The following is a 23,666-nucleotide window of genomic DNA, read 5'->3' as shown; positions in this document are numbered from 1 at the left end:
ACGATGACTGGAGAGAAATCAGATTTGCTATCTGGCGATTGTTGCCTCGCCAAATTTCTAGTCGAAGCTTAGAAGTTCCTCTGGAAGCGGATTGTGCCGTCCAAGGCGTCGTCGCTGCAGCCGAGGGCTTCAGGCAGGTCGGCACGTGCACCGTCAAGCTTGGTGTAGTTGATTTCCGGGGTGATCACGAAACCAGGACCACCTGATAAGCAACGTTAAGAGCGAAAGCATAGGTGCCGTCCTCCCCGTACGCGCCCCGGCCATTGATGGTAGCCTTGTCGCTTGCTTTAGCAGAGAAACCTGCACAAGCAACCCAATTGCCTTCCCACTGAACGAACCGGTTACGTTGAGGACCTGTGACAACGCCAGCTGTGCTGACATTTGGTGTATTATAGTCAGACTGGTAACCAGCCATGATGAAGGCAGAGATCGTGTCGTTGAACTTCACGTCCAAACGCAACTTGGCAGCGACGTCTTCGACATTGGAGTCATAACCCACAACCCCGGAGACTGATCTCCAAGCCCTGTTCAGCGATGATAGCGGAGAAACTGTTGCCACCCTTGAACGTGTAGCTGACCGGGTTGGTCCCGCGGGACGGATAGTTGATCACGTCGTCATTGATGACCGCGCCGGCATAACCGGTCCACGAACCGAAGAGGTTGTCGGCAGCGCCGATGCGGAACCCCCGAGTGCGATCCAGGCGTGTGGCAGCGAGCCCTTATCATCAACACCGTTGGTATACTGGAAACGACCTTGGATATAGGAACGCAGAGTACGTATTCGACCGGCTCTGGTCCAGCAACAACGACTGGATCTGCAGCCATTTGCACTGGTTGCAGCGGTGAGCGCTGCGGCGACGCAAGCAATAGTCTCTTAATATTAGTGATTTCCGCCCTTTATTAAGCTCGTTCAAGCTGCCATCGATAGCGGTCAGGGAGCGGTCTTGCTTGGGCTGCAATACGCGTCAGCTTGGCGTGTGAAGAACTTACGCGTTGCAAGCGACGCTGATCAGCAACAGCTGCTCGGGTGGCTTTTTGGCGATCCTTCGATACTGCTCCAACTTAAATACAACCCGTATGCATGTTGCAAGTCGGGCAACGCTGGTGGACTAAAGTTGCTCTTGTGGTGCTGACCGCCAGTGTTTAATCCGGGTAGCGTTGGGCGCGTCGATATGCCGATCGTTGGGTTTCAGGACAGGGACGAGCGCAAACAACTTGTCTGCAATGGAGAGTCTTTTCTTGAAAATCATTGTCGCTGGTTTTGAGCACGAAACCAATACGTTTGCCCCATCAAAGGCCGCATACAGCAATTTTGAAAAGGGAGAAGGCTACCCCGCAATGATGCGGGGCAAAGATGTCTTATCCTTGAGAAACGTGAACATTGCTGCTGGGGGCTTTATCAAGGCGGTTGAAGCTGCGGGACATGAAATCATTCCCGTTATTTGGGCCGGCGCGAGTGCTTCAGCCCATGTTACGACAGCTGCTTTTGAGCGCATATCTGGTGAAATAATGGAAGCATTGCGTCGCGAGGTCTTTGACGCGGTGTTCCTAAATCTACACGGCGCAATGGTCACCGAGGACATTGATGACGGTGAGGGTGAGATTTTGGAGCGAGCCCGTGCAATAGTGGGAACGAGCGTTCCGATTGTTGCATCTCTGGATTTGCATGGAAACGTCACGAGGAAGATGTTGGCCAACGCCGACGGTCTGATCGCTTATAGAACCTACCCCCACGTTGATATGTCCGAAACCGGTCGCAGGGCGGCCGAGTACTTGGAAATACTCGTCTCGAATCGCGGACAGTTGTTCCGTGCGGACCGTCGGCTGCCGTTTCTCATCCCTATCAACGCAATGTGCACCATGGTGCATCCTGCGCTCGCGGCTTACACTACACTGGAAGCGCTGGAAACGAAGGAGGTTGTCTCTCTTTCGTTTGCGCCCGGCTTTCCCGCTTCGGACTTTCCGGAATGCGGGCCGGTGGTGTGGGGATATGGGACGAACCAGCAGGCAGTCGAAGATGCCGTAGAACGTTTGTATGAACAGGTCCTGGCTGATGAGGAGAAATGGCGCGTTACGTTTTTGTCCCCTGATGAAGCAGTGGCCCAAGCAATGCAATTGACTGCCGAGTCGGACGGCATTGTTATCATCTCCGACACTCAAGACAATCCGGGTGCAGGTGGCGACGGCAATACAACGGGTATGCTTCGATCGTTGGTTCGGCTCGGTGCTAAGAGAGCAGCGCTAGGGGTCTTCTTTGATCCACAAGCTGTCGCTGCAGCAACCCAAGCGGGTGTCGGCAGCACTGTCCTGATTGCATTGGGTGGGACCTCAGGAACCGAGGGTGATGAGCCGTTTGAGGCCGCCTTCGAGGTTGAATATCTGTCGGACGGCAAGTGCACGTTTGAAGGACCGATGTTTAATGGAAACAAGGTCGACCTTGGTGGCGTAGCTTGCTTGAAAGTGGACGACGTACGCGTGGTGGTAAGCGCAACGAAAGCCCAGATGTTTGACCGCGAGCTCTACCGCGTCGCAGGCATTAACCCTGAAGAAATGCGTATCCTTGTTAACAAAAGCTCGGTTCATTTTCGAGCTGACTTCGGTCCGATCGCACATACTATTCTTGTAGCCAAATCCCCCGGACCCATGAAGGCTGATCCCCTTGACTTACCATGGACACGACTGGCCGAAGGAATGCGAATTACACCGGGCGGACCGACCATGAAAAAACTATAGGGAGATCACATCTCATTGAGTTATGAGAAGCTACCAGCAATGACAGAAGGTGCAAGGTCGACCGGTATCCCTGCTACGAAAATTTCGCAATCGTAGATTTGATCTGTTATCTGCCGTTTAATATTGATTTTTTGTAGTCTAGGGCGTCGATCTTAAATGGCTTTGTCCGTTGACAGCTGGTTAAGAGCGAAAAGTCCGGGGCAGAATATATCGTGCAAGGGACTAGAATTCGGTTCGCCGAATTCTGCATTAATTGCCCGTCGGACTTCTGGCGCAATCGATGTCGCCCTAAGCATGAAATAGCGCCGTTGTGATCTCTCATGGAGGAGCGCACGACCGGTGAAATCATCGACGAGTTCCGGCCTGCCCGTTATAGATCAGCCACATTTTATTCCCACTGAAATAGTCAGTAAGTGAAAACGTTATTAGGCTTTGACTTTGGTAGCCTTGGAGCAGTTCGCGTTGTCCTAGACAAAATGGGCTGTGGGCGCGCTATAATACGAAGCGATGTTGCGCCGCTTTATTCGAAATCATTGCCGCAGATCAGCCCATTAGAAAACAGATGCTGGTTTGTCAAATCCAACTCGCTTGCTAATGGCTGACTTGGCTCAAAAACTGTTGGGCGCGATGGTTCTTTGGATGTTTAAAAAACTCGCTAGGACTGTTTATTTCGACAATTTGACCGTGATCCATAAAAACAACCCTGTCGGCAACCTGTTGTGCAAAGCCCATTTCATGTGTGACGCAGATCATGGTCATACCATCATTCGCTAAAGAAATCATTGTATCAAGTACTTCTTTGATCATTTCGGGGTCTAGCGCAGAAGTCGGCTCGTCAAAGAGCATGAGATTCGGATTCATGCAAAGGGCCCGCGCGATTGCCACGCGCTGCTGCTGTCCTCCTGATAGTTGTCCTGGAAACTTACATGCCTGCTCTGGAATTCGGACGCGCTCCAGGTAAGCCATAGCAATGGCCTCAGCTTCCTTTTGGGGCAGTTTGCTGACCCAGATAGGAGCTAGAGTGCAGTTTTCCAAGATTGTCAGGTGTGGAAAGAGATTGAACTGCTGAAATACCATTCCAACGCTACGACGGGCTTTTTGGGATTGTTCATTCGTGCCGCAAATTTCGATGCCGTCGACCAAGACTTTTCCGCGTTGATGCGTTTCGATGCGGTTGATGCAACGTATGAGCGTGGATTTCCCGCAACCGGATGGGCCACAGATCACGATCCTCTCGCCGCGACCCACATTCAGATTGATTGAGTTTAAAACATGAAACTCGCCATACCATTTATGAAGGTCAATCAACTCCACGGCTGGTAATGCGCGCAGTGGAGTTTCGAAGGCTTTGGCTTTAGACATCTTCATCGCCTCTACTTGTTGCGGTTCTGGGAGAGCCGCCGTTCGGTATAATTGCCGTAGAGCGACATACTCCAACAAAAGACAAAGTATACGATTGCGGCAAAGGCATACCCCGAAGCACTTACTGTCGGCGCTGCCCATTTCGGATCGATGCGAGCGGTTTCAATAGTGGAAAGGAAATCGAAGATACCCACGATAAGGAGAAGCGATGTATCTTTGAACAGGCCGATGTTGATGCTGACAATATTTGGTATCGCCACTTTCAGTGCTTGTGGAATTATAATTAAGAACATTGTACGCCAGTATCCGAAGCCTAACGAGAGGGCTGTTTCATATTGTCCCTTGGGGATAGCCTGAAGTCCTCCTCTTATGATCTCTGCCATGTAAGCCGATGCAAAGAGGGCAATTCCGATAAGTGCTCGCAGTAATTTATCTGGGTTCATTCCAGCAGGCAAGAATAGCGGCAGCATAGTATTTGCCATGAACAGGACGGTGATCAATGGAACCCCTCTGGGCACCTCAATCATCATGATGGAGAAATACCGAACAATCGGCAGCGTGGAGCGCCGACCCAAAGCCAAGAAAATCCCTACGGGGAGAGACACCACTATCCCAACACCTGCCACCACGAGCGTGACCATGAAGCCGCCCCATTGATCGGTGGGGACATGAGGAACGCCAATCCAAGGAGCACCAGACAAAAGAAAGAATGATATGATTGGAAATATCACGAAAGAGTAGAGCAAACCCACCCGCTTATAAGGTGCGTTGATCCATAAAGCGAAGGCAGTTGCAATTGCTCCAAGTATGAAGAACACATCCACGCGCCATCTTTCGTCAATGGGATAGGATCCGTAAATGAAGTATGGAAGGCGGTCGCCAATGAATGCCCAACATGCTCCGGGCAGCACTCCAGCGCTGGGTAGACAAGCCTCTCTGTTATTACCGGACCATACAGCGTCGATAACAAGGAACTTTGCCAAGCTCCAAAATAGCCAGCCCAAACCCAACAAAACGAGCAGTGTTGCCAAGCTCTGGAAGAGATTTGCGAAAAGATTCTGGCGGGTCCAGCCAACTATTCCGAGCGTAGAGCGCGGCGCAGCTAAAGCGGGACGGGGACGTTCCAAAAAAAACGATGACGTACCTGAATGGCACAGCATGCGATTATCCGTATGATCAATATGCAACGTCAGTTCTCCACCAGCATTATCCGTCGATTATAAAGATTCATCGCCATTGACGTCGCGATGGACATAGTAAAGTACACGAGCATGGTCATCGCGATGACCTCGACGGCTTGTCCTGTCTGATTGAGGACTGTTCCAGCAAACACCTGAACTAGATCTGGGTAGCCTATCGCGACTGCCAACGAAGAGTTTTTCACCAAATTCAGATACTGATTGGTCAGGGGTGGGATAATTACCCTCATGGCTTGCGGAATGACGATAAGTCTGAGCATTGCAAGAGTTGATAATCCCAACGCATGCGACGCTTCAAACTGACCATTTTGGACGGCCTGAAGACCAGATCGGACCACTTCAGCAATCGACGCTGAAGTGTAGATTGTCAGGCCCAGCAGCAGAGCGACCAGCTCTGGATAAAGTTGCAAGCCGCCAGTTACACTAAACCGCCCCAACTCAGGCATTACCCAGACCACTGGGCCCGATGTGAACCGGCCAATAACCATCGTCACTATCAGCGGACATCCGAGGATCAAAGCCGGATATACAAATAGGCTTGGAGCAGATCGGCCTGTCCGCTTTTGACGTGCTCTGGCCCAGCGGCCGAATATTATTGCGACTGCAAGCGCAAAAGCCAGCGCTACTAAAACATAGATGAACAACGGACCGAATTGCGGTTGCGGCAAGCTAAGTCCACGCCTGTTCAGGTAGACGGAGCCTGGCAATAAGATGCTGTCCGCGACGCGTTCCGGCAAGCTTGCTAACACAGCGTTGTACCAAAATAACAATTGCAGCAACAAAGGCGTGTTGCGGAAGATCTCCACATACCATCCGGCCACACGGCTCAGAAGCCAACTTTCTGACCTGCGCAGTGTGCCAACCAGGAAACCAAGAGCTGTTGCTAAGGGAATGGCAATCGCCGCGACAAGTACTGTATTGGACAGTCCCACCGCAAATGCTCTGCCGTATGTCGAAACAGCAGAATAGTCGAAAAGGTGCTGACTGATATCGAAGCCTGCGGTGTTTGACAGAAATCCGAATCCGGACGCAATCCCTTGCCGTGCAAGATTCTCAGACGCGTTGATGAGTGCAAAATAAGAAAGGGTTACAACCACCCCTAAAAGCACTGCTTGAGGGATGGCATTGTAAGCGCGGTGCTGTTTGTTTTTGAGCGGGTTTAAAAGGATCTTGCCAAGCGATGACATTGATTTACCTTCGCAACATAGCGGCCTACTTTGACGCTATTTTTGGGATTGTGGCGGTACCTGAGGGTAGTGAAGTCATCGAATAGGCGGCGCGTACTGCAGCCCCCCGTTGTTCCAAAGTGCGTTCTGGCCACGCTCAATCTTCAGATTGGACGCCATACCAAGATTACGATCAAAAACTTCCCCGTAATTGCCGACAGCCTTAATGGCGTTGTAAGCCCAATCGTTGCTCACCCCCAGCATTCCGCCGATGTTACCTTCCGTGCCAAGCAGACGACGGACCTCTGGATTGTCGGATGCTTTCTTTTCATCGACGTTTTCTCGAGTTATGCCAAGAGACTCCGCGGTAAGCATTGCGAAATGAACCCATGTGACAAGGTCGGACCATTGGTCATCGCCCTGAACGGTGCCGATAGCCAAGGGCTCGCGAGAAATGATCTCGGGAAGCACAACGTGCTCATCAGGATTGGCCATCCTTAGGCGTTCTCCATAAAGCGCCGAAGAATCATTTGTGTATGAGTCACATCTGCGCGCTTCGTACGCCTTGACGGTTTCGCTGGAAGTGGCAAAGGTCACTGGATTGTAGGTCATATTATGTGCTCGGAAGAAGTCAGCAGCATTGAGCTCCGCCGTAGAACCCTGTGTCAGGCAAATGCTTGCTCCGTTCAGGTCCATAGCCGACTTAATGCCATCACTGTTGCGGACCAGGAATCCTTGGCCGTCGTAAAAATTGATCGCACGGAAAGTTAAGCCGTTGGATGTGTCACGCGATAACGTCCACGTCGTCGTCCGAGCAAGAAGGTCGGCTTGCCCGGATTGGATCGCAGCGAAACGGTCCTTGGCTGTGAGCGGTATGAATTTAACCTTATTCGAGTCGCCCAAAACGGAAGCTGCCAAGGCACGACAGAAATCCGCATCCAAACCCTGCCAAACGCCTGCTGCGTCGGGAAGTGAGAAGCCCGCGAGCCCCGTTCCCACTCCGCAATGGAGTTCTCCACGTTCTCTTACTTTCGCCAAAGTTTGGCCCTGTCCCTGCGCATGCAGTGGCAACACTGAGCCAAAAAAACATCCGATGGCGCCCATTATGCCGTAAAACTTGTGCATTGTTTCCCCTATTGTTTTTGAGTTGTTACACGCGGAAAAGGATATTTACCCACACAGTGTGCGTTGACCCCATGTCTGATTAGCTCGGCGGCAGGACATCATCAGGGATTGGACACTGGTAGTGACGCCCAGCCATTTTGCTTTCGAACTCACGGCGCGCGTCTGAGAGCAGATCCGGACGGCAGATCGTTTCGATGGCGGAAAGCGCCAATATTTTTGCGGCATGCAACATTCCCTTGTGAGCGGCTGGCAACTTGCCCTGCGCGACCAGTTGCCAAGAATGGAAGGTTGTGCCGGCTGCAAAGCAAGGCGCCCATATTTGAGCCGTCGGGACGATCCAACTCACGTCACCAACGTCAGTAGAACCAAAAGCATGGTCCGATTGGTCAATAAAAGGCTTAGGTTTCTCATTAAGAGCCGTTTTAGCACCGTTAGACGGGGCTTCGGACATAGTCTGTTGGAAGCGCTCGGCATTTTGAAAGTCTTCTTGGGTGAAGTGCAGGTCCCCCGCCTTGACGATCTGTTCGTGCATCATTTGAGAGAGTGTCATGTTTGGAATGTAATTTGACATTCCCGACTCGATTCGAACTGTAACAGTTGTGTCGGTCATAAGCGCTGAGCCGGCGGCAAGATTTCTAATGCGGCTAAACAGCATCGCCACATCATCGGTGGTTGCGGCGCGAGCGATATAAGCAATCTCAGCGTGAGCTTGAACCACGTTGGCTGCGCGTCCCCCCGCATCGCGATACGCATAGTGAATGCGCTGGTCCGATGGCATGTGCTCCCGCAGATAATTTGCACCGACATTCATCAATTCCACTGCATCAAGAGCGCTTCTCCCGCTATGCGGGGAAAGCGCCGCATGAGAAGCTTTACCAGTGAAGTGAAATGCCGCTTGAATGAACGCAAGCGTCGTGTTCACATTTGTTGCCATGACCGAGTGTGGGTGCCACGTGAACGCTGCATCCAGATCGTCAAATGCTCCTGCCCGTGCCATAAATGACTTGCCGCCACCACCTTCTTCGGCGGGGCAGCCATAATAGCGTATCCGACCTTCCATTCCCTGACGACATAAAGCTTCGCTGGCGGCTACGGCAGCCAAGGCAGATGCCGTGCCGAGCAGATTGTGACCACATCCATGCCCGGGTGCACCAGCAACTTCACTCTGCGGAACCGGTTCGCCTGCCACTTGACTCATATTCGCCAATGCATCGTATTCACCAAGGATCCCGATTAGCGACGACCCCGAACCTTTCTCAGCGTAGAAAGCAGTAGGCATGCCGCCCAAGCCACGGACAATTGTAAAACCTTCCGATTCGAGGATTGCCATCTGTGCTGCGGCTGACTTGTGCTCTTCAAAACCCAGTTCAGCATAATCCCAGATACGGTCAGCTAGATTGCAATAGGCCTTTTCTCTGAGCCGTATGGCCTCCTCGACCTGTGCGCGAAAGTTTGGATAGTTGGAACCTGCAGCAGCCAATTGAAGAGTCCTCTCACCAAAATTACGGTAGCTTTTGAAAGCCGTGTAACTTTATGGTCTCAACAACCAGAGGCGGGAAGAGCAACTTATATCTGCATTAGTTGCCTATCGAGCAACACGCGCACGTCGTTTATCCTGGCATTGTCTGGTTAACTGCGCAGTCAATAAAAGAAACATGAGAATGCTCATTTCTGGCCAAATATTTTCGAATGGGCTGCTATCCATTTCAGGGCCTCTGACGCCGCACGTGGAAGCGTGCGCTCCGCCTTAACGAGGACATCGGCCGTGGAAGTGTTTAATAGTTGATGATCGACGACAAGAGAAGCCAAGTTTCCATCGCGAACTGCTTCCTGCGCCGTGGCTGCGCCAAGAAATGCAACCGCTCGGTTATTTCTGATAAAACGGGTCAGCGTATGGACGGAATTTGTCAAAAGGGCTGGTTCTAATTGGACGCCCTCCATAAAAGCCAACATCTCAATTGTCTTGCCAATACCGAAAGCAGATGGCATCAGAACGACAGGGTACGACAAGGCGGCGGCCAGAGAAACGACCGGAGCCTTGTTGTTTAAAGGGTGGCGGTTGCCCATGACCAGATGTAGTGGAAAGTTCGTACTAAATTGTGTCTTCAAATTTGGATGTTTCGGTGGATTGAACGCGAGCCCTATATGCGAAATCCCCTCTGCGATCTCAGTGCAGACGTCGTTAACGGTGCGCGTGTTAATTGTGAACGTAATGTCGGGATATTCATTGGAGAAAGGTAAAAGCACCTCATCCACCAAATCGTCAATGAATCCCTCGCCGATTGCAAACTGTATATGGCCCGATTTGAGTTCGTGGGTTTCACGTAAGCGTTCTTCCAGAACCTCGTGTTGAGACTGGCAGGCGCGCCAGTACTCCAACACGTGTTTGGCCGACTCGGTCGGGAGAACCCCACCGACACTCCGTTCAAACAGCGTCACACCCAACTCATCTTCCAAAAGTTTAATTTGTCGCGAGATGACCGAGGGAGCCGAATTGATTTTGTCCGCGGCGGCTCGGATCGAACCATTCGAAAGGACTTCAAAAAAATAGCGCAGGCGACTTTGATTAACAGGATGCATGTAAATTCCCCAGCACGAACATTCATCGATTACCTGACTTGGCTTGTAACAGAAATTCCTCAAAGCAATCAGAGGAGGTCGTTTTGCCATAGAGGGTAGCTTAGCTATCGCCACCCTAAAATCACCTTTTAAGCCAACCGGTCGAACGCTGACAACCAATTGCCCACACGTAAATTGAAATTATCGATAGTATCTATTCCATCCATCGATTTGATCATTGGGCATGCCAGCCATAGGGTCGAGAAAGTTGGCCCAATGAATCGGGCTTCTGACTGTAATTCCAAGAGGATCTAGTCCGATGAGCGATCACGAACAAGAATATCGCGTTGGCGATATCACCGTTGTAAAAATACCCGAGCAGTTGCTGCGACACGTCGCTCCTGCGTTCCTGTATCCGACAGCCGCGCCAAGTGAATTTGAAGGTGTTGCGGCATTTCTGGACGCTGCGGATCTGGAACAATCGGGAAGCGAGATTCCGCTAAGTATCCACACTTGGCTTGTCAGAACTCCCGATCACGTCATTCTTGTAGATACGGGTTCCGGCAATGATAAGCAACGGCCTCTCAACCCGACCTTTCATCAGCAGTCCATAGACTATATCGAACGGCTACAAGCGGCGGGAATCTCGCCGGAGGACGTTGACTACGTGTTCAATACACACCTGCATGTCGATCATGCAGGCTGGAACACTGTTTGGCGAGACGGCAAATGGGTACCCACTTTTCCGAACGCGCGATACGTGTTTCCGTTGGCCGAAGAGCAGTACTATTCTAGTCCGGCGAGCCATAATGAGGCCAATATTCCTAGCCGTGGCGTCTATGAAGACAGTGTGCTGCCAGTCATCGAAGCTGGATTAGTCGACCGGATTGCGCCGGAGGGCGGTAAGTTCCTGGATATTTTTGAGTTTATCCCCACGACCGGTCACAGCATCGGCCACATGTCGATTAAAATGTCATCAAACGGCGAAGTGGCTATCTTTGCCGGTGACGTCATGCACCATCCGGCCCAGGTTTTGCGGCCGGAATGGAACACTGTGTTCTGCGAATTTCCCGACGACGCAAGGACAGCGCGGAGACGTGTGCTCGAATACGTTGCCGATAACAACGTCCTTTATTTTGCAACCCATTTTCCAGGCAGTTCGGCTGGCCGCGTGCAACGCAAGGGCGAAGGCTTCCAATGGAACTACGAATAACGGAGAAAGATATGAGTTTTACCTCAATCAATAACAACGGAATTGTTTTCCGCGAACATCGCATCCCCAGCGAGACTCCTGGAATTGATTTGTACGTACGCAACAAGCGACTTAATGGTCATGAGGTTTTCACGGCCGAGAAAACAATCGTGATGGTGCACGGCGCTACTTTTTCGTCAGGGAGCCTGTACGACGTTCCGCTAGGCGGCGTCTCATTCATGGACTATCTTGCGAAGGCCGGATATGACGTTTTCGCCGTCGACGTAAGAGGCTACGGTTTATCCTCGAGACCCGAAGCAATGGAAGTTGAGGCCAATCTGAACCCTCCTCTCGTCAACACTGACACGGGAGTGGCCGACTTTACTGCAGCTGTGAACTTCGTTCTCAGACACCGCGGGTTGACCAAGGTGAATATATTCGGAATGTCATGGGGCGGAACAGTCGCCGGCGCTTTCGCTGCCCGCAACCAAGACAAGGTCGTTAAGTTAGCGTTATTGGCTCCGCAATGGCTGAGCGATAAACCGATACCAATTGATGGTGGCGGCCATCTGGATTCCTACCGACTTGTTCCGGTCTTGGACAGCAAGGCGCGCTGGCTGAGCACGGCACCGGAGCACGCTCGGGAGGGCCTGGTGCCGGAAGGCTGGTTTGAGCAGTGGGCACAGTTCTCGCTCGCCGAAGATCCGTGGAGCGCGGAAAGGGCACCCAATAAACTTCGTGCGACAAACGGACCAATTCAGGATATCCGCGACTACTGGCGAGCGGGAAAACCCTATTATCAACCTTCGGACATTACTGCTCCGACATTGCTCGTGCACGGGGAGTGGGACATCGATGTTACAATTGATCTCGCGCTCGCCTACTTCAAAGAACTTCGCTCGGCGCAATACCGGCGGTGGGTCGAAATTGGTGAATCAACCCATCTCGCATTGATGGAAAAAAACCGACTTATGGCATTCAAATCAATCGCGGACTTTTACAAAGAAGAATTTACGCCCGAGTAAATTCCAACCTCAGTTGGCCGCCCGGCGAGCGGATACAGTCCAGCCTAGAAGATGGTGTTGAGTTCACCCGCCGAGAAAAAAGGAATGAAGACCCCCTCTTGTTCAGAGGGGGTCTTCCACTTTGCGGCTGGCTGCTGGGCAAAAGGCAATAGGTGCGCGCCGCAAAGTTTTCAGACGAGGCGAATGTTCGATGCGGAGATGTCTGTATATTCTGTTCGTTTCGGAGTCTCGCTGGGATTGTCGAACAACTCCGCTTGCGTTTCCTTATCGGAAAGGAACAGGAATTGTGAAGGCTGCTCACCGGTAGGATATGCATCAGGCGAGTGCCAAGTCCCTTTCTTCAACATGATGCCTTGGCCACGCAGCTCGAACGCTCGAATGTCCGATGGTCCGGGCCGGGCGACAGTGGGAGGCGCAACAACGAGCACTGCTGAGGAGCCCCCGATATGCATGCGGGATTCCGTTACATGAGAGTGTCGCTCCAATCTGACAGGGAGCATGGGCTGCGGCTTGAAGCTCAAGATTTGGACCATCGTGGGCGCATCAGTCGTCCACGGGAAACGATGAAGGTCCTTTGTCGGTAATCGAAAGTTTGGAACCTCTCGTGGTTCAAGTATCTCGCCAAACTCAGCGAACGTTTCGGCCGACAACGGTTCTATTTTTATCACAAGTTCGTTTTTCATACTCGATCCTATGCTTGGCACCACGACAACTTGCCCCCGCTCTGGAGGGTTCGCTTGTCGCCCCATCAGTATCAGTTGAGGTGGGGGAGGCACGAATGTAAATTTAGCAGCTTGGTGTTGCCTTTCAGGCAAAGCTCACCACCCAAAATGACTGAGCGCCGCAAATAACTAAGAAAGTCCGCACGAAGTTTTCCTTTGTAACGTGCGTGAGAGGGGCCTTCCTGGGAAACGCGGGCATCATATTTTTTTCCTGGTTACTAAGCCTCCTTCTTGAGATTCCACGAAATCGGAATCGGCGCTTTCACCATACCGGTGATGTTCTTCTGCCGGGCAGACGGTGTTTGAAAGCGACCGAGCGGCACGAAAGGTACAGTCTGGAACACGTGTTTTTCGATCTCTTTTGCGATTTGCAGTCGCACCGTTTGATCGGAGGCTTGCATCCAGCTGGCACGCATTTCTTCAAGACCAGTATCAGTTGGCCAGCCGGGCCATGCTGCCCTGCCATTCGCCTGAAGCCCAAGATGGGTCGATGGATCAAGCATATCGGTCAAGCTGAAACCCGCATGGAATACGGACCAGCCGCCTTTGTCTACAGGCTCCGTGTTTGTCCGGCGCGTGTAGAATGTGGCCAGGTCCATAGCCTGAAGCTCGACGTTAACACCCATTCGTTTCAACAGATCTTCGGTAACCAAGCTTGCGTTGTGAAGCCAGGCCAGGTCGGTTGGGGAAATCATAACGACTTTCTCACCATTATATCCGGCTTCGATGATCATTTGCCTAGCCTGCGCGAAATCGCCGAGCATGACCTCATTGCCAGTGCCGGTGGAGGAGGTCGTATGACAGAAAAACATAGACTTACATTCTTCGTAGCGTGCGGGGTCGCCAACCTGCGCAGCGAGATATTCGACTTGAGTGACTGCCGCCATAACGGCCTGACGCATTTTGACGTTGTTGAACGGTGGTTGAAGATGATTGAACCGTATGACGCTGACGAATCCAAAATCGTCAAATGGCGTCAAATCAATATCGGGGTTACCTTGCAGTATAGGTAGAAGATTGACGTCCGGATTGTGATACCAATCGACTTCACCCTGCTGCATGGCGGCTGTAGCTGTTGCAGCATCCGGAATGATACGCCACTCATAACGATCGACATATACCATTTTCCCGCCGGCGGTTCCGCTTGGAGGTTCGTTTCGAGGGACATAGCCTTCGAATTTTGCGTAGGCAACCCGATCGCCGGGAACCCACTCGTCGGCCAAAAATCTGTAAGGGCCTGAGCCAATTGCCTCGGTGATCGGTTTTGTGGCGTCGGTTTGCGCTATGCGCTCGGGCATAATGAAGGGGGCGGGACCGCCGATCTTTGCGAGTGCTTGCGCGACAAGTCCAAATGGCGACTTTAGCCTAAAGATTATCGTCTTGTCGTCCGATGCGGATAACTCGTCTGTCACCTGCAGCATGGTTTGCCCAAGTGGATCCCTGCTGCCCCAGCGTCGGATACTGGCGACGCAGTCGCGTGCGAGCACCGGTTCCTTATCATGGAATGTCAGACCTGCGCGCAATTTGATGGTCCAGGTCTTTCCGTCGGCTGAGACGTCGTAACCATCTGCCATTTGCGGCCGGACATTTAGATCCTGATCGAAGGCAAAAAGGGTGTCATAGATCTGATAACCATGGTTCCTAACTGGCTGACCCGACGTGATGATCGGATCAAGCCCAGATAAGTTTGAAATTGGGATCGCTGTTATGACGTTCCCTCTGGCTTGTGCCAAGGCTGGAGCAGAAAGGCCGCCAACCAAAGTTGTTCCCATAGCGGCTGTCGCCGCTTTCAAGAAAGTTCTTCGTTTCAATTCATTCCCCTTTTCTGTATATCGCCAGCATGAGAACGACGATCGACTGCTCCTGAAGTTTTTGGTAATTCTTCGCGGGGCGAAGGGTTTGCGATGGCACTATGAGGTGGAACAAGACGAGATCATTCGCAGGGCGAATTCACGGTACCACTTGCTAATGTGCGAAAAAGACGTAACTGTAGTTGAGTATCGTTGCCCTGAAGGCAACGTAGAGGGTCGAGCCTTCCGCCGCGGTGTTTTTTGAAGATTCCGCGAGATGGGGCACCGACAACCTGAACGCCGCTCCGCTGGGATACCAGGTCAAGTGAAACTGTTTTGAGGATGGCTGGGTGTTCGCCTTCTCTAGCAGAGCCCGACCGGTTCAGTGCCGGTCGAGGCCAACTGTGTCTGGTATTCGGAGCGTTCGACTAACGGAACATATGATCTCAGTAGTCTTTCGCCATGCGCGGATCGAGGTAATCACGGAGACCGTCTCCTACGAGATTGATGCTGAGTACGGTTAGGGAAAGGAACAGCGCGGGAAAGAATATCATGTGGGGATATAGCTGAAAGAAACTGCGACCGTCTGCGATGATATTGCCCCATGTTGGAACAGTCGAGGGAGTGCCCGCACCGATGAAGCTCAGGATTGATTCAGTGATAATCGCCGAACCGCAGATAAATGTCCCTTGTACGATCAACGGTGCGAGGGTGTTCGGTAAGATATGCCGAAGGAGTATTTGGACCACAGGCGTTCCCGTAGCCACTGCCGCCTCTACAAACGGTTGTTCCCGAAGTGTAAGGACCACTGACCGCATCAATCTCGTTACACGCGGTATTTCGGAGATCGTGAGTGCGATGATAACGTTTCCCACACTGGCCTTGGTGAGTGCGATGAGCGCGATCGCGAGGAGAACGGCAGGAATAGCCATGAAAGCTTCCAATGCACGGCTGAGAATTGTATCAATGCTGCTGAAATATCCCGCCACTAGTCCGAGAGTTATTCCGGCAATCATTGAGAGCACGGCAACCGCTACACCGACGATCAGCGAAATCCTGCTTCCATACATGACCCGAGCGAACAAATCGCGACCGAGTGCGTCGGTGCCAAAAAGATGGGCTGAGGAGGGTAGCTTCAGTCGGTTAAGGGGCGAAACCAAATTTGGGTCGATAGAGTAAAGATGCGGTCCCACGATTGAAACGGCTAAGATAACTGCGAGCAAAGATGCGCCGAAAGTGATCGGAAAATTGCTTCTCGCAAATCTTATCGTGGCTGCAAGATTGACAGACGTTACAGCTTGCTGGGTCATGATGGTCACTTTCTAATTCGAGGGTCAAACAGCGCGTAACTGATATCGACGCCAATGTTTACGACGACATAAATTGCCGAGAGGAAGAGCATCACTCCTTGGATAACGGGATAGTCCCGCTGCAATATCGCGTCGACAAGCAGTCTTCCGATCCCAGGTATGGCGAAGGCTGTTTCTGTGACCACTACGCCACCCATCAACAATGCAATTCCGATACCAACGATGGTAGCAATCGGCACCGCAGCGTTGCGCAAGGCGTGCCGGAAAAGCACAGCGCGTTCGGTCAGGCCCTTAGATCTGGCGGTGCGAATATAATCCTGTGATAGAACTTCGATGACGCTGGCACGGGAGATACGGGTAATCAGCGCGATATAGACGGTGCTCAACGACAGTGAGGGCAGAATGACGCTATAGAGCCATGGCCCAATACCACGGGCAAGCGGCGCGTATCCCTGAACCGGAAACCAGCCGAGCTGTACGGAGAAGAACCATATCATTAAATAGGCCACGACGAACACCGGCACTGAGAAGCCGATAACCCCGGCCATCATCGCCAATCTGTCAAAGAGACCATTAGCACGCCACGCAGCAAGTGCACCGAGGGGTACGGCAATCGTTACGGAAATGATGATCGTGACAAATGCCAACGAGAGGGTTGGTTCAATCCGCTGCAGGATGAGTTGTGTTACAGGTCTGTCAGAAAATATCGATGTGCCCAGATCACCCTGTAATATGTCGCTGAAGAAGATCCACAGCCTTGCATAAAATGGCGCGTTGAGACCGAGCGCCTCGCGGATATGCGCGATATCTTCGGGCCGGGCCATATCGCCGGCAATAATCACGGCGGGGTCGCCGGGCGAAAAATACAGCAGACAGAACGCGATAAGGCCCACGAGTGCCATTACTGGAATGGCCGCGAGCAGCCGTTTTGCGATAAATGAAAGCACTTTTCCCCTCCAGGTGGATCAGAAGAATTCAGGTTTAATGGCCGACGAGCGGCGAGCGCTTGGTTCTTTAAAAGGATCAGGAACGGCAGGCCAAAACGGCCGGATCATGCGGTGATAGGGCAGCGACTCGAACGATGTCGTTACGGAGCCACCGGCGTCGACATACCGTATCTGACTGGCCAACGGTTTAAATCGCGTGAGGAAATGCTGCATCGACTTTACGACGATAATTTTTTTGTCATCTAGCAGACAGCCGACCTCGGTAAATGCCTCTGGCGAGTGCGTTTGCAGGCGAGTAGAACTGAGGACGATATCGATCCCGGCACCCTTGACCCACACGCCTGTCCCCAGACTCATGCGTCCGCCACTGAGTGCGGGTTGAGAATGCTGCGGTTTAACTCCCATGACCTCGACACAGAGATCGACAGGATCGCCAGAACCCCATCCCACTTTGCCGCCGATGCGCAGTTCCAGCTTTGATCCCACGCCAGCCTCGACACACAGTTGGACAGCGACCGGATCCCAAAAGCAGCCGACCGCGGCTTTTTCTATTCGTCGTTCCAGTAGTCTTCGCAAAATGTTAGTATTGTCGGCTGCTGCCCCGGCTCCCGCGTTATCCGCAACGTCTGCGAAAACTACCCTGTCGCATGCGGAGGCCAGCGCAACGTCGATGGCTTCATCGATGGTGTCGTACTTTTGGGCTGCCTCGAAACGCATATTCCAAAGGTCCCTTGCAAAGCTGTCCGCCAGATCCTGCGCAAGCGTCAAATCGGCATCGGCGACAACGAGCATCTTTGCCCCAACATCGGGTATGTCTGCCCACGGGAAGCCATGGGCAAACGATACCGACAGAATGGGAGCGCGCCGCTCAGCATCCTCCATCCGCTGCACAAAGGAGCGAATAGGTTCGCTCGGGGGGCGCCAGACGCCGATCATACGGCAATCAGTGACAGCCATGACAGGCTTTATTTCGCCCCGCCAAGCTGCGCCGGTGAGATCGTACACTTCCTTTGCCCGAGGGACTATGTCGGTGTGCGGATACTCTTTGAAGGTCACGATGACGTCAGCATTCTTCGTCATCATTTCAGTGAGATGGCAATGGAGGTCTAGCTCGACGCCGATCGCAACTGATGGGCCGACGATTTCGCGCACTCGCGACAGGACGTCGCCCTCGCAATCATCATAGCCTTCAGAAATCATTGCTCCGTGAAGGAACAGAAGAATCTGATCGACCGGCATTGCGGCACGGAGATCCTCTAAAATCTCGTCCCGAAGACCCTCATACGCCTCGGTCTGCGTCTTTCCAGCTGGCGCAGCAAAAGCGCAGATACTTTCCGAGACCTTGTGGCCATCCGCTTCGGCAAGCCGACGCCACTCAATAAGAGGGATGTTTCCCAGAACTGGAGCATGCAAACTTCCATCGCCTCGAAAGTACTCTCGTTGGGTGAACGATGAACGAACGGAAGGGAGTGGCGAGAACGTATTGGTCTCAGTTGCGAGCGCTGAAATGAAGATATTCATCTCAGTTCCTTATTCTCAAGTGAGTAAACGCCAACAGCGTCGGTACTGTCGTTCTGCCACTCGGAAGGATCCCACGCCTGGCACAGATGACCGCCGCCCAAATCGGTGTATTGCCTCACGGGAGGCAAATAATCTGTCGGTCGGAGTGGAGAGGGTAATTCCCGCGCCACAGGGGCTCGCTTGCCTCTTAACGTAGGATCCGGAACAGGCACAGCGGCAAGGAGTCGACGAGTGTAAGGGTGCGCAGGGTTCTCAAAGATCGCAGCGCGGGGTCCGATTTCGACAATTTCCCCGAGATACATGACTGCCACACGGTGGCTCATTCGTTCCACGACTGCCATGTCGTGCGATATGAAAAGATAGGAGAGGTTCAGCTTTTCTTGAAGGTCCAGCATCAGGTTAGTTACCTGGGCTTTCACGGAAACGTCCAAGGCGGAAACAGCCTCGTCAGCTATTATGAGCTTGGGGTTAACACTAAGCGCCCGCGCTATCGATATTCTCTGGCGCTGCCCGCCAGAGAACTCATGTGGAAAACGCTTCATCATATCTGCTGTCAACCCAACATCTTGAAGCAGCTTTGCAACGATGTCCCGGGTCTGGCTTTTTACGGCCAACTTGTGGACCAGGATAGGCTCTGCGATCGCGTCGCCAATTCGTATTCTCGGATTTAGGCTCGCAAATGGATCCTGAAAGACCATTTGCATCTTGCGGCGGGCCGCTTGTATGACATCGGAGGCGGCACCCAAGATTTCCTGACCGTCAATCTGAACGCTTCCGCTTCGGGGACGCTCGAGCTGCATGATTGATCGCCCGGTCGTGGACTTCCCACACCCGGACTCGCCAACAATTGCGAGCGTCTCTCCATGGCCAACCTGAAAGGAGACACTCTCCACCGCATGTATACGGCTTTCCACCCTACTGAAGAATCCTTTTTGGATATCAAATCTGGTGACAAGATTTTCCACCTTTAGAAGGGGTTTTGATCCGATTTCTGATTTAGAAACGTTGTTCTTGGCGGACGAAGAGAATGTTTTTTCTCCAAATGCCAAAAATCTGGCGGGAGCAGATGTGCCTGCCATTGAGCCCAAGCGCGGGACTGCAGCTAGCAGGGTTTTGGTGTAGGGCTGTTGAGGTTGTCCAAAAATTTCCTCGGTTGTGTTCTCCTCGATCATCCTTCCGTTATTCATGACGAGGGTGCGGTGGGCAATTTCAGCGACTACGCCCATATCGTGGGTAATGAATAGGATAGCCATGCCCTCTTCGGCCTGAAGTGTTCTTAAGAGCGAAAGAATTTCGGCCTGGACAGTTACATCGAGAGCAGTTGTTGGCTCGTCAGCGATCAGGAGCTTCGGCCGACACGCGAGCGCCATCGCTATCATCACACGTTGACGCATCCCGCCGGAAAACTGGAATGGATATTCGTTCAGGCGGGCCCGGGCGTCCGGTATGCTCACTCGCTCAAATAAGCGCGCTGCCTCAGCGCGAGCCTGTGCATTTGACATATCCTGATGGATGACCAGACTCTCCATAAGTTGCCGCCCCACGGGCATCACCGGGTTGAGACTGGTCATTGGCTCCTGGAAAATAATGCCGATGTTGCCGCCACGAACTTTGCGCATTTCACGTTCCGGCAGATTCAAGAGCTCACGGGAATTTAGCAGAATTTTGCCTTCAGTTCGACTGTAACGCCTGTCATGCAAGCGCATGATTGACAATGCCGTTACACTTTTGCCTGAGCCACTTTCTCCGACGATGGCCAATGTCTCCTTTGCATTCACATCAAACGAGACATCCTTTACGACGCAATTGGATTGGTGGCCGCGTGTGAAAAACACATTTAGATTCTGGACGGAAAGTACGGTTTGGTTCACGGTCTTTTCTCATGCCTTGAAAACAGATGAACATCTCACAGCGACACGTTTCCGCGGCTGCAGTTTGATCGAAGTAGTTGAAGTCATTGTCGGTTCAGAACTTCTGCAAGTTCCAAAAGAATGGACCGCTCGCTTTCAATATGCCCGAGATACTTGATCGATACGCGGTCTTCTGCGCACGTTGGCCAAGAGGAACATACGGCACAGACTGAAAAGCGTGCTTCTCGACTTCATTTGCGAGTGCTTTTCGCTCTTCAAGCGTGGTGACGGACATCCACCTCTTGCGCAACCCTTCAAGCTGTGCGTCCTCCGGCCAGCCGGGCCAACCCTTCAGGCCGTCGCCACGAAGCGCGAGATGTTGTGCGGGACTCATGAAATCGACCGAGCCAGCACCGGAAACGAGCGCACTCCACCCGCCATTCTCCACGGGATCGGTTTTGACTCGGCGTGCGAAGAGTGTTCCGAGATCCATGGCCTGGAGTTCGACATTCATCCCTAGATTGCGGAGCAGCTGTTCGATCACGAGGCTGGCAGAATGAATCCAGGGGATATCCGTCGCGGATATTATGACAACCTTCTCGTTCCTATAGCCTGAATCAGCGAGCAATTGTTGCCCAAGCGCAGTGTCAGACTTCATAACCTCTGATCCGGCACCCGTTGACATTGGTGTTCCGCAGAAAAAGAAAGACTTACATTCTTTGAAGTTTCCTGCCCCAACCATTGCCGTCAGAACATCGCTTTGATTCACTGCAGCCATAACGGCCTGACGCACCTTGATGTTATTGAAGGGTGCCTGCTGTTGGTTAAACCGAAGAAGCGTACTTTGAAATGGATCGTATGCGTCGACGACCACATTTTGATCGCCTTCGAGAAGAGGAAGCAGGTTCAGATCGGGCTTTTCAAACCAGTCAGCCTCGTCTTGCTTGAGTGCGGCGATTGCGGTCGATTGGTCGGGGATGATTATCCATTCGACACGGTCGACGTGAACGACTTTGCCACCGGCTCCGCCGCTAGCCTCCTCTTTGCGCGGAGCGTAACCGTTGAATTTTTCATACACCGCCCGGCTACCCGGGACCCACTCATCTTGAAGAAAGCGGAATGGCCCGGATCCTGTGGCGTCTCTGATTTGTACCGTAGGAGGCGTGTTTGCGATCCTCTCGGGCATAATGAAACACACGGGGGTAGACGCCTTGCCCAAGGCAGTCAGAATCAACGGGAAGGGCGCAGATAGTGTAAACCGAAAAACATTGTCATCGACTGCTGAAAGATCACTTGTCACTTCAAACAGGGATTGACCAAGGCTGTCTTTCGCCGCCCATCGCTTGATACTCGCGACACAGTCCTGCGCTCGAACCGGATTACCGTCGTGGAACACTAGCCCTGTACGGAGGGTCATTGTGTAGACGAGCGCATCTTCACTTGCCTCCACTTTCTCAACCATTTGCGGTTGAATATCAAACTTCTCATCCTCAGCGAAAAGTGTGTCATACACCATATACCCATGGTTCCGAATGGGGTATCCGGTCGTTACCACGGGATCGATCGACGACAGGTTGCCCGCCGGGATAAAGCGGATGGTCCTGATGTTGTCATCTGCGATAACTCGGCCAGCAGTCGCCAGAACGATGGCGGCGGCTGTAGATGCAAGCAATTCCCGTCTTCTTATATTCATTATTGATTACCCCTCGTTGGGTCGGCCCAATCCTAAAATTACTTCCTTCTATGGGTAGTCGATATGTGCGATCCGTCTGGACAGTTGTTAAGCTAGCTTAAAAATATGGTTGCTGTTACAGTAAACTGCGGTGTGTATTGTTGCTCGGAAAGCAACGATACATTTTTATAGAATGAATGCTCAAGGAGGTGGAACGAGGGGTACTGGGATGGCTTGTCGTCATTTGCCATATTCCTCCTTGGCGGCGGACCGCTTGCATCGGGTCGCAGCCGTTGATCCCTAGACCCCTCGCGAAAATAAACGTTTCGGACGGTTGACGCATGACTTCAATAATCAACGCCACGGCTCCTTTTTAAGTCTCGATGAGATGAAATCCGCAAAGACACGAACTTTGGGGGGGAGGAACTGACGACTCGGGAAGGCGACGTAGATTGATGATTCAGGAGTGATCTGCCAGTCGGGCAGGAGCTCAATAAGTTTTCCATCCTGAATGTCAGTCTGACATATATATGCTGCTACCAGTGCGATGCCTGTGCCACGAAGTGCTGCCAGATGTATTGCGTCGGAGTTGTCGGATCGAAGTGAGGACGATATTTTCACGGTAAAATTTTTGCCACCACGAGAAAATGTCCATTGGTCGGAAGGCTGGACGTGACCCGTAAAGCCGAGGCAATCATGTTCCTTCAAATCCAGGGGAGTAAATGGCACGGACCTTCCTTGGAGGTACCTTGGCGCCGCAACGACCATGCGTCTATTGTGAGCAAGCTTTCGGGCAACCAAGCTTGAGTTAACAAGAGACCCTATGCGCACGACGGCATCATATCCCTCGTCAATCAGATCTACGAACCGGTCAGTAAAATCAGCCTCAACCTGGACTTCTGGGTAAGCCTGAATGAATTCGGGTAGGATCGGTGAGACATGCAGTCTCCCGAAAGCAATCGGTGCGGATATTCGTAAGATGCCCTTGGGCCTGGCTCTCATTGCCGCCATCGTTGCATCAGCATGCGCGATCCGTTCCAATATCTCTTGGCACATGCCGTGGTAGATGCGCCCTGCTTCTGTAAGAGCAACGTTCCTGGTTGTTCTCTCCAGTAGCCGCACTCCAAGTAATTCTTCGAGCTGCGATACCTTCCGACTTACCGTCGAAGGTGATGTGTCAATAGCTGCGGCAGCAGCAGAAAAACTGCCATGTTCGGCAACTGAAACGAACGACGCGATGTGAGAGAACCGACTCACGTCAACTGGACGTTTGAAACCGCCATCCATTCGCAACACCTTAATTACGACGCAGGTACAACTAGTATGACAATGATATGTCAGGTGTCTACCAGTTTCTTCTTCGACACGTTTTTTTAAAACGCTTGATTTAATGTCACTAATCAGGTGCTCATCCCTGCAATGCATTTTACGCAAATGACTTTTGCAAATTTCAATGTAATCAGCACGAAGACGATGATGTATGGCCTGAAGGG

At 52.2% G+C, this 23,666-nt stretch carries 17 protein-coding genes and 1 pseudogene; 3 read left to right on the top strand and 15 right to left on the bottom strand.

Going from position 1 to position 23,666, the window contains the following annotated elements; genetic code table 11:
• Window positions 1-184 precede the first annotated feature (184 nt).
• A pseudogene (locus tag V9K95_RS19060) lies at window positions 185-677 on the bottom strand (porin).
• A 547-nt stretch (window positions 678-1,224) separates the two neighbouring features.
• On the opposite strand from V9K95_RS19060, the gene V9K95_RS19055 reads away from it, so the two are divergent.
• Window positions 1,225-2,733, top strand: a complete 1,509-nt coding sequence (locus V9K95_RS19055) for a M81 family metallopeptidase (protein ID WP_336441570.1) — start codon at window positions 1,225-1,227, stop codon at window positions 2,731-2,733.
• Window positions 2,734-3,324: 591 nt separating this feature from the next.
• Here V9K95_RS19055 and V9K95_RS19050 read toward each other — a convergent pair.
• The 6 genes from V9K95_RS19050 to V9K95_RS19025 form a co-directional block, all read right to left on the bottom strand.
• Entirely contained in the window at window positions 3,325-4,095 is a 771-nt protein-coding gene (locus tag V9K95_RS19050; RefSeq protein ID WP_442958580.1) for an amino acid ABC transporter ATP-binding protein, read from the bottom strand.
• A gap of 11 nt (window positions 4,096-4,106) precedes the next feature.
• On the bottom strand, window positions 4,107-5,282 hold the full coding sequence (locus tag V9K95_RS19045) for an amino acid ABC transporter permease (RefSeq protein WP_336441572.1): 1,176 nt from the start codon (window positions 5,280-5,282) through the stop codon (window positions 4,107-4,109).
• A 2-nt stretch (window positions 5,283-5,284) separates the two neighbouring features.
• Window positions 5,285-6,481 carry an amino acid ABC transporter permease gene (locus tag V9K95_RS19040; protein WP_336441573.1) on the bottom strand — a complete coding sequence of 399 codons (1,197 nt, stop codon included), beginning with the start codon at window positions 6,479-6,481 and terminating at the stop codon, window positions 5,285-5,287.
• Window positions 6,482-6,556: 75 nt separating this feature from the next.
• Window positions 6,557-7,585 carry an amino acid ABC transporter substrate-binding protein gene (locus V9K95_RS19035; protein WP_336441574.1) on the bottom strand — a complete coding sequence of 343 codons (1,029 nt, stop codon included), beginning with the start codon at window positions 7,583-7,585 and terminating at the stop codon, window positions 6,557-6,559.
• Window positions 7,586-7,664: 79 nt separating this feature from the next.
• On the bottom strand, window positions 7,665-9,065 hold the full coding sequence (locus V9K95_RS19030) for an amidohydrolase (protein WP_336441575.1): 1,401 nt from the start codon (window positions 9,063-9,065) through the stop codon (window positions 7,665-7,667).
• 185 nt (window positions 9,066-9,250) lie between these two features.
• Window positions 9,251-10,165 (bottom strand): LysR family transcriptional regulator, encoded by a 915-nt coding sequence (locus V9K95_RS19025; protein ID WP_336441576.1) that lies wholly within the window; start codon window positions 10,163-10,165, stop codon window positions 9,251-9,253.
• Between the two features lie 298 nt (window positions 10,166-10,463).
• On the opposite strand from V9K95_RS19025, the gene V9K95_RS19020 reads away from it, so the two are divergent.
• Both V9K95_RS19020 and V9K95_RS19015 read left to right on the top strand, forming a co-directional pair.
• Window positions 10,464-11,357, top strand: a complete 894-nt coding sequence (locus tag V9K95_RS19020) for an MBL fold metallo-hydrolase (protein WP_336441577.1) — start codon at window positions 10,464-10,466, stop codon at window positions 11,355-11,357.
• 11 nt (window positions 11,358-11,368) lie between these two features.
• Window positions 11,369-12,361 carry an alpha/beta hydrolase gene (locus V9K95_RS19015; protein WP_336441578.1) on the top strand — a complete coding sequence of 331 codons (993 nt, stop codon included), beginning with the start codon at window positions 11,369-11,371 and terminating at the stop codon, window positions 12,359-12,361.
• 170 nt (window positions 12,362-12,531) lie between these two features.
• Here V9K95_RS19015 and V9K95_RS19010 read toward each other — a convergent pair whose 3' ends face one another.
• The 8 genes from V9K95_RS19010 to V9K95_RS18975 all read right to left on the bottom strand — a co-directional run bounded on the left by V9K95_RS19010 (window position 12,532) and on the right by V9K95_RS18975 (window position 23,460).
• Window positions 12,532-13,044 carry an ureidoglycolate lyase gene (locus tag V9K95_RS19010; protein WP_337345120.1) on the bottom strand — a complete coding sequence of 171 codons (513 nt, stop codon included), beginning with the start codon at window positions 13,042-13,044 and terminating at the stop codon, window positions 12,532-12,534.
• 257 nt (window positions 13,045-13,301) lie between these two features.
• A complete protein-coding gene (locus tag V9K95_RS19005; protein WP_336441580.1) occupies window positions 13,302-14,894 on the bottom strand; it encodes an ABC transporter substrate-binding protein in 1,593 nt (530 codons plus the stop codon).
• Between the two features lie 425 nt (window positions 14,895-15,319).
• Window positions 15,320-16,183: an ABC transporter permease gene (locus V9K95_RS19000; RefSeq protein ID WP_336441581.1), complete on the bottom strand. Its 864-nt coding sequence runs from the start codon at window positions 16,181-16,183 to the stop codon at window positions 15,320-15,322.
• 5 nt (window positions 16,184-16,188) lie between these two features.
• A complete protein-coding gene (locus tag V9K95_RS18995; RefSeq protein ID WP_336441582.1) occupies window positions 16,189-17,130 on the bottom strand; it encodes an ABC transporter permease in 942 nt (313 codons plus the stop codon).
• Window positions 17,131-17,148: 18 nt separating this feature from the next.
• Window positions 17,149-18,651, bottom strand: a complete 1,503-nt coding sequence (locus tag V9K95_RS18990) for a M81 family metallopeptidase (protein WP_336441583.1) — start codon at window positions 18,649-18,651, stop codon at window positions 17,149-17,151.
• The gene (locus tag V9K95_RS18985) at window positions 18,648-20,522 is read right to left on the bottom strand and encodes an ABC transporter ATP-binding protein (protein WP_442958581.1); all 1,875 of its coding nucleotides are present in this window, start codon (window positions 20,520-20,522) and stop codon (window positions 18,648-18,650) included. The genes V9K95_RS18990 and V9K95_RS18985 overlap by 4 nt, the downstream gene beginning before the upstream one ends.
• A gap of 94 nt (window positions 20,523-20,616) precedes the next feature.
• Complete coding sequence (locus V9K95_RS18980; protein WP_336441584.1) at window positions 20,617-22,194, bottom strand: ABC transporter substrate-binding protein; 1,578 nt, start codon at window positions 22,192-22,194, stop codon at window positions 20,617-20,619.
• Between the two features lie 333 nt (window positions 22,195-22,527).
• On the bottom strand, window positions 22,528-23,460 hold the full coding sequence (locus tag V9K95_RS18975; protein WP_336441585.1) for a LysR family transcriptional regulator: 933 nt from the start codon (window positions 23,458-23,460) through the stop codon (window positions 22,528-22,530).
• Window positions 23,461-23,666: the final 206 nt, after the last annotated feature.

Origin of the sequence: Phyllobacterium sp. CCNWLW183, assembly GCF_037203775.1 — a bacterium.
In the GTDB taxonomy this organism is placed as follows: domain Bacteria; phylum Pseudomonadota; class Alphaproteobacteria; order Rhizobiales; family Rhizobiaceae; genus Phyllobacterium; species Phyllobacterium ifriqiyense.
This window is presented reverse-complemented; position numbering and strand designations above follow the sequence as displayed.

Coding starts and splice junctions, on each gene's coding strand:
- V9K95_RS19025 (WP_336441576.1), bottom strand. CDS start 10,165: ATGCATCCTGTTAATCAAAGTCGCCTGCGCTATTTTTTTGAAGTCCTT.
- V9K95_RS18980 (WP_336441584.1), bottom strand. CDS start 22,194: ATGAATATAAGAAGACGGGAATTGCTTGCATCTACAGCCGCCGCCATC.
- V9K95_RS19000 (WP_336441581.1), bottom strand. CDS start 16,183: ATGACCCAGCAAGCTGTAACGTCTGTCAATCTTGCAGCCACGATAAGA.
- V9K95_RS19055 (WP_336441570.1), top strand. CDS start 1,225: ATGGAGAGTCTTTTCTTGAAAATCATTGTCGCTGGTTTTGAGCACGAA.
- V9K95_RS19020 (WP_336441577.1), top strand. CDS start 10,464: ATGAGCGATCACGAACAAGAATATCGCGTTGGCGATATCACCGTTGTA.
- V9K95_RS19015 (WP_336441578.1), top strand. CDS start 11,369: ATGAGTTTTACCTCAATCAATAACAACGGAATTGTTTTCCGCGAACAT.
- V9K95_RS19035 (WP_336441574.1), bottom strand. CDS start 7,585: ATGCACAAGTTTTACGGCATAATGGGCGCCATCGGATGTTTTTTTGGC.
- V9K95_RS18990 (WP_336441583.1), bottom strand. CDS start 18,651: ATGAATATCTTCATTTCAGCGCTCGCAACTGAGACCAATACGTTCTCG.
- V9K95_RS19040 (WP_336441573.1), bottom strand. CDS start 6,481: ATGTCATCGCTTGGCAAGATCCTTTTAAACCCGCTCAAAAACAAACAG.
- V9K95_RS19010 (WP_337345120.1), bottom strand. CDS start 13,044: ATGAAAAACGAACTTGTGATAAAAATAGAACCGTTGTCGGCCGAAACG.
- V9K95_RS19050 (WP_442958580.1), bottom strand. CDS start 4,095: ATGTCTAAAGCCAAAGCCTTCGAAACTCCACTGCGCGCATTACCAGCC.
- V9K95_RS18975 (WP_336441585.1), bottom strand. CDS start 23,460: ATGGATGGCGGTTTCAAACGTCCAGTTGACGTGAGTCGGTTCTCTCAC.